Source organism: Chitinophaga sp. CCNWYY40 (assembly GCF_037483205.1).
Taxonomy (GTDB): domain Bacteria; phylum Bacteroidota; class Bacteroidia; order Chitinophagales; family Chitinophagaceae; genus Chitinophaga; species Chitinophaga ginsengisegetis.
Genome location: NZ_JBBHLF010000016.1, coordinates 1 through 5519 on the forward strand (window position 1 = coordinate 1; position 5519 = coordinate 5519).

Consider the following 5519-nt stretch of genomic DNA (forward strand, 5'->3'; position numbering starts at 1 on the left):
CTGAACACGGTAGCGTTGCGTAGCCGCTTCAGCGGCGGAGATAATTTTCTCTCGCTGTTATCACATATCCGCAGCACTACACTGGCAGCCTATGACCATCAGTCCTATCCGTTTGACCGGTTGGTGGATGATCTTAAATTGAAACGTGATACCAGTCGTTCAGCGCTGTTTGACGTAATGATGGTGTTACAGAATCAGCAACAGGAGCAACAACAGTCAGATCATCTCACAGAAAATATTATTGAAAAAGGAAATCAGGATGTAAAGCTGGACCTTTTGTTCACCTTCGCGGAGCAGGAAGATGGCCTGTATATGCAGGTGGAATTTAATACCGCGATCTACGAAAAAACAGGCATTGTCCGGTTGCTTCATCACTTTAAAAAATTATTATCGCTGCTGGTATCCGATCCGGCAACCGCTATTCATACGCACAATTATTTATCGGCAGAAGAACAGCATTTGCTGTTGTATACTTTCAATGATACCGCTGTTGTATATGAACAGGGAGCTACACTGCCGGAATTATTCCTCCGGCAGGTAACATTACAGCCGGATGCCATTGCACTGGTATATGTTGATCGTCATTTCACTTACCGGGAATTGGATGAATGGTCCGGCCGTTTGGCGGATTACCTGCATACGCATTATCACCTGTCGGCAGAAGACCTGGTAGGGATAAAGGTACAACGGAGTGAATGGCTGGTCATTTCCCTGCTGGCAGTATTAAAAGCGGGATGCGCCTATGTACCTGTAGATCCTTCCCATCCGCAGGAGCGCCAGGACTATATCGCGAAAGACAGCGGCTATAAAACCTGTATTGATGAAACACTGCTCGCTGCTTTCCGGCAGGATGCGGGTGTGTATGATCCTGGTTATTATCACGCAGTGCAGGACGATCAGCTGGCTTATGTATTGTATACTTCTGGTTCCACTGGTGAACCGAAAGGCTGTATGCTGGAACATCGCGGGCTGGTGAATCGCCTTGAATGGATGTGGAGGCAATATGGTTTTACCACGTCCGATATTATTCTGCAGAAAACCACTTTTACTTTTGATGTATCGGTATGGGAACTATTCCTGCCGTTATGCTGGGGGTGCAGGATGGTATTGAGTGATGATGAAGCGGTATACGCACCGGCACGGCTGGCTGCTTTGATACAAACCCGGCAGGTGACCACGATGCATTTTGTGCCGGTATTATTGCAGAACTTTTTAGAACAGACTGACATTTCAGCGCTGGTGAGCCTGAAACGGTTATTTACCAGCGGAGAGGCGCTTCCCGCGGCTACGGTAGGGGCCTGGTATGCAAACAGCAACGTACCGTTGTATAACCTGTACGGCCCTACGGAGGCATCGATAGATGTGAGTTACTATAACACGGTTGCGGGTATTGATAAAGTGCCTATCGGGAAACCGGTAGCCAATACCCGTTTATATATTCTGGATACTCATGCACAGCTGGTGCCGGTGGACGTTGCCGGCGAATTGCATATTGGTGGTATACAGCTGGCCCGTGGCTATCATCAGCGGCCGGCGCTTACTGCTGAAAAGTTTGTGACGCATCCTGCGTTGGAAGAACGGTTATACCGCACCGGCGATCTGGCCCGCTGGCTACCGGATGGTAATATAGAATATCTTGGCAGGACCGACAACCAGGTGAAGCTACGTGGTTACCGCATAGAGCTGGGGGAAGTGGAACAGGCGTTGCAAAACCTGGAAGGTGTTGGTAACGCCATAGTAACCGTATACACAGGTGCATCCGGCGAACGTGTGCTGGCAGCATATTTTACCAGTGAATCGGCGCTGGACCTGTCCTCATTACGTCAGCAGTTGTTGCTTAAACTGCCGGAATATATGGTACCCGGTTACTTCATGCAGCTGGATGAATTTCCGCTGACACCAAGCGGGAAAGTAAACCGCAAAGCGTTACCAGCTCCCGGAGTAATAACACCGGTGGAATATATAGCGCCGCGTAATGAAGCGGAAGCTGCTGTTGCGCGTATCTGGGAAGAGGTGCTGAAAACAGCTGCGCCGCTCAGTGTAACAGACGATTTTTTTATGTTGGGTGGACATAGCTTAAAAGTAGTGCAGCTGGTAAATCATTACGTGCAGCAGTTTGACGTGAAGTTACAGGTACAGGCACTTTTTCACCACACAACGATCGCGTCTCACGCCCTGCTGTTATCTACGCCGCTGAGAACCGCCTACCGTGTGATCACGCCGGTATCACCTGCACCTGATTATGCAGTGTCTGACGGGCAACGGCGTGTTTGGGTGCTCAGCCAGCTGGAAGACAGATCAAGGGCTTATTACCTGTCGGGGCAACTGGAACTGAATGGGGATTATAAACCAGCACATCTCGAAACAGCTATCCTGCTTATAATACAGCGTCATGAAATATTGAGGACTGTTTTCCGGCAGGATGCTTCCGACGAATTGCGGCAGGTAATCCTGGATCCGGCGGACGTTTCTTTCAAGTTGAATTATGACAACCTGGAAGGGCAACCTGTCAGCGCTGCAGAGGCGCTGATAACCACCTTCTCCGGCCATGTATTTGATCTCAATAGTTTCCCCCTGTTAAGGGCAGGATTGATAAGGTTATCGGAGAACCGTTATATTTTCCATTATACCATGCACCACATTATCAGTGATGGCTGGTCGATGGAAGTGCTGAAGGAAGAAATCATGCGTTACTATGATGCGTGTGCCCGTGGCGAAAAAGTAATACCTGCCCCGCTTTCCATACAGTATAAAGATTTTGCTACCTGGCAGCAGCAGCAACTGCAGTCAGGTAGCTATCAACCTCATAAAGAATATTGGCAGTCGCAGTTCAGCGGCAGTCTGCCGGTGTTACAGTTGCCTGTCAGCAAACCGAGGCCGCTTATTTTAACAGACAACGGGTACTGCCTGTCCTCCATACTCAGTGAAGCACTCACCGCTTCGTTGAAAGCCCTTTGCCGCGAAAATAAAGCCACGCTGTTTATGGGATTGCTGGGAGCACTGAAGGTATTGTTGTACAGGTATACCGGTCAGGAAGATATTATCATCGGCAGCCCGGTTGCCGGCAGGGAACATGCCGCGCTGGACGATCAGATCGGGTTTTACATGAATACGGTGGCATTGCGTACGCGCTTCAGCGGACAGGATAGCTTTGCAGACCTGTTGCAGCACATCCGTAAAAATACACTCACTGCCTACGAATATCAATCCTATCCGTTTGATCGCCTGGTGGATGAACTGGATCTGCACCGCAACCGGTCACATTCCCCGCTGTTTGATGTGATGCTCACACTGCAGAGCCAAAAGGAAAACAGTTTGTATGAAAATTATGATCTGAGCCACACCGATGTGATAAAAGAAGAAGGCCCTGTAGCCGTTAAATTCGACCTGCATCTTAGTTGCAGCGAAATCGAGGGGACCCTGTATATGGAGCTGAAATACAACCAGGATATCTACGATAAAGCAGATATCAGCAGGATGTTTAGCCACTATAAAGAATTGTTACAGGCATTGATACAGCATCCGGCGTTACCGGTGAATCAGCAGGAATATTTAACAGTTGCCGAAAAGCAGCAGTTACTCGAAACATTTAACATCGTAACAGATGCTTTGCCACTTACAGGTAAAACGGTGATAGACCTGTTTGAAGAGCAGGCAGCGGCCGTGCCTGATAAAGTGGCGGTGGTATGTAATGGGGAACAACTTACTTACCGCGCGTTAAGCAGGCAGGCCAATCAACTGGCGCACTATCTGAAAAGCAGGGGGGTAGGAAAGGAAGACAGGGTGGTGATTGCCGCTGTAAAGTCGCTGGAGCTGATTGTAGGGTTTCTGGGAATTATGAAGGCGGGTGCTGCTTTTGTACCTGTTGATCCTGCATTTCCGGAAGAAAGGATCAGGTATATACTGGAAGATACCGGTTGTAAAGCTGTGATCGGGGATAACACGATGCGCCGGATAGTACGGGAGCATACGGAGTTTATTGACCTGCAGGAATACGAACCATTGATCGCCGCTATGCCAGGGGAGGCGCCGGATGAGGTGGTTGCGGACGGACAACTGGCGTATGTTATCTATACATCCGGATCAACCGGAAGGCCTAAAGGAGTCATGATCACGCATGCATCGCTGACCGACCACATTGGTGGTATCATTCCCAGAACTGTGCTTTCTACTTGTACTTCTTTTGCTATCCTGGCTTCCCTGGCGGCAGATGCTTATCATTCCATTTTATTTTCTTCATTGGTACTTGGTGCTTCCGTACATATTCTCACAGATAAAATATTGTTCGATACCCATGCCCTGGTAAAATATCTTGAAGAACATACCATTGACGGAATTAAAATATTCCCTTCTTTATGGACATCCTATGCGGAACAGCAGATCTTTATTTTGCCGGTAAAGGTGTTGATATGGGGAGGAGAAGCGTTGCCGCCTAAAGTGATCCGGCAACTGCGGTTGGCAGGTTACCAGGGACAGGTATTTAATCATTATGGTCCTACCGAGGCTACCATTGGCGTGCTGACGCACAAGGTAGACCTGGCGCGTGACTATACGAAAGTTCCCATTGGAGTACCTTACTCTCATTCGAGGATCTATATCCTGAATGAAGCACAACAGCTTTGCCCGGTGGGGGTACCCGGCGAATTGCATATCGGAGGTGCCGGACTGGCCAAAGGTTACCTGAATAAACCGGCACTGACAACAGAAAAATTTATTGAAGATCCGTTTATAGCAGGAGCGCGCGTATACCGTACCGGCGACTATGCCCGGTGGCTGGCAAACGGGGATGTGGAGTACATCGGCCGTATAGATGACCAGGTAAAAATAAACGGCTACAGAATTGAGCTGGGAGAAATCGAATTTGCATTGCAGCAACTAAAGGGCATTCAATCAGCGGTAGTCGCCATACGAACAACCACCGGGGACGATAAAACCCTGGCGGCATATTTTACAGCGGAGGATAAATTAGCCGGAGAAACGCTGAAATCCTTGCTGAAGGAGATATTGCCGGCTTATATGATACCGCATTATTTTATACAGCTCGATACGCTGCCTTTAATGGCGAATGGAAAGGTAGATAGAAATGCATTGTCGCTTGAAGTGGTAAAGCAAGAGGTGGCGGAAGAAATAATAGCGCCCAGGAATGAGGTAGAGCAGGTGTTACTGGAAGTATACCAGCGGGTGCTGAAATCGGAAGAAATCAAAAGCGTGCGCTTTAGCTTTTTTGACCAGGGGGGAGATTCCATTAAAGCTATTTTGCTGGCCAGCCAGTTGAAACAACGGGGATATGCCGTAAAGGTGGGAGATGTATTAAAATATCCGGTATTGGAAGATCTGGCCAGGAAAGTACAATCCCTGAACCAGGAAACAGTCGGCGTGCAGACCGTTGTGAAAGGCCCTGTGGGGCTGATGCCTGTACAGCGCTGGTTCCTGGCCGGCAACTATGCGCACAAGCATCATTATAACCAGTCGGTGTTGTTAAGCAGCCGTGTAGCAGTAAACCGCGCCCACCTGGAACA

1 protein-coding gene is annotated in these 5519 nt (G+C 48.8%); it reads left to right on the forward strand.

The window, feature by feature from the left end:
- On the forward strand, nt 1-5519 hold a 5519-nt coding region (locus V7S65_RS32150), incomplete at both ends, for an amino acid adenylation domain-containing protein (RefSeq protein ID WP_339547038.1).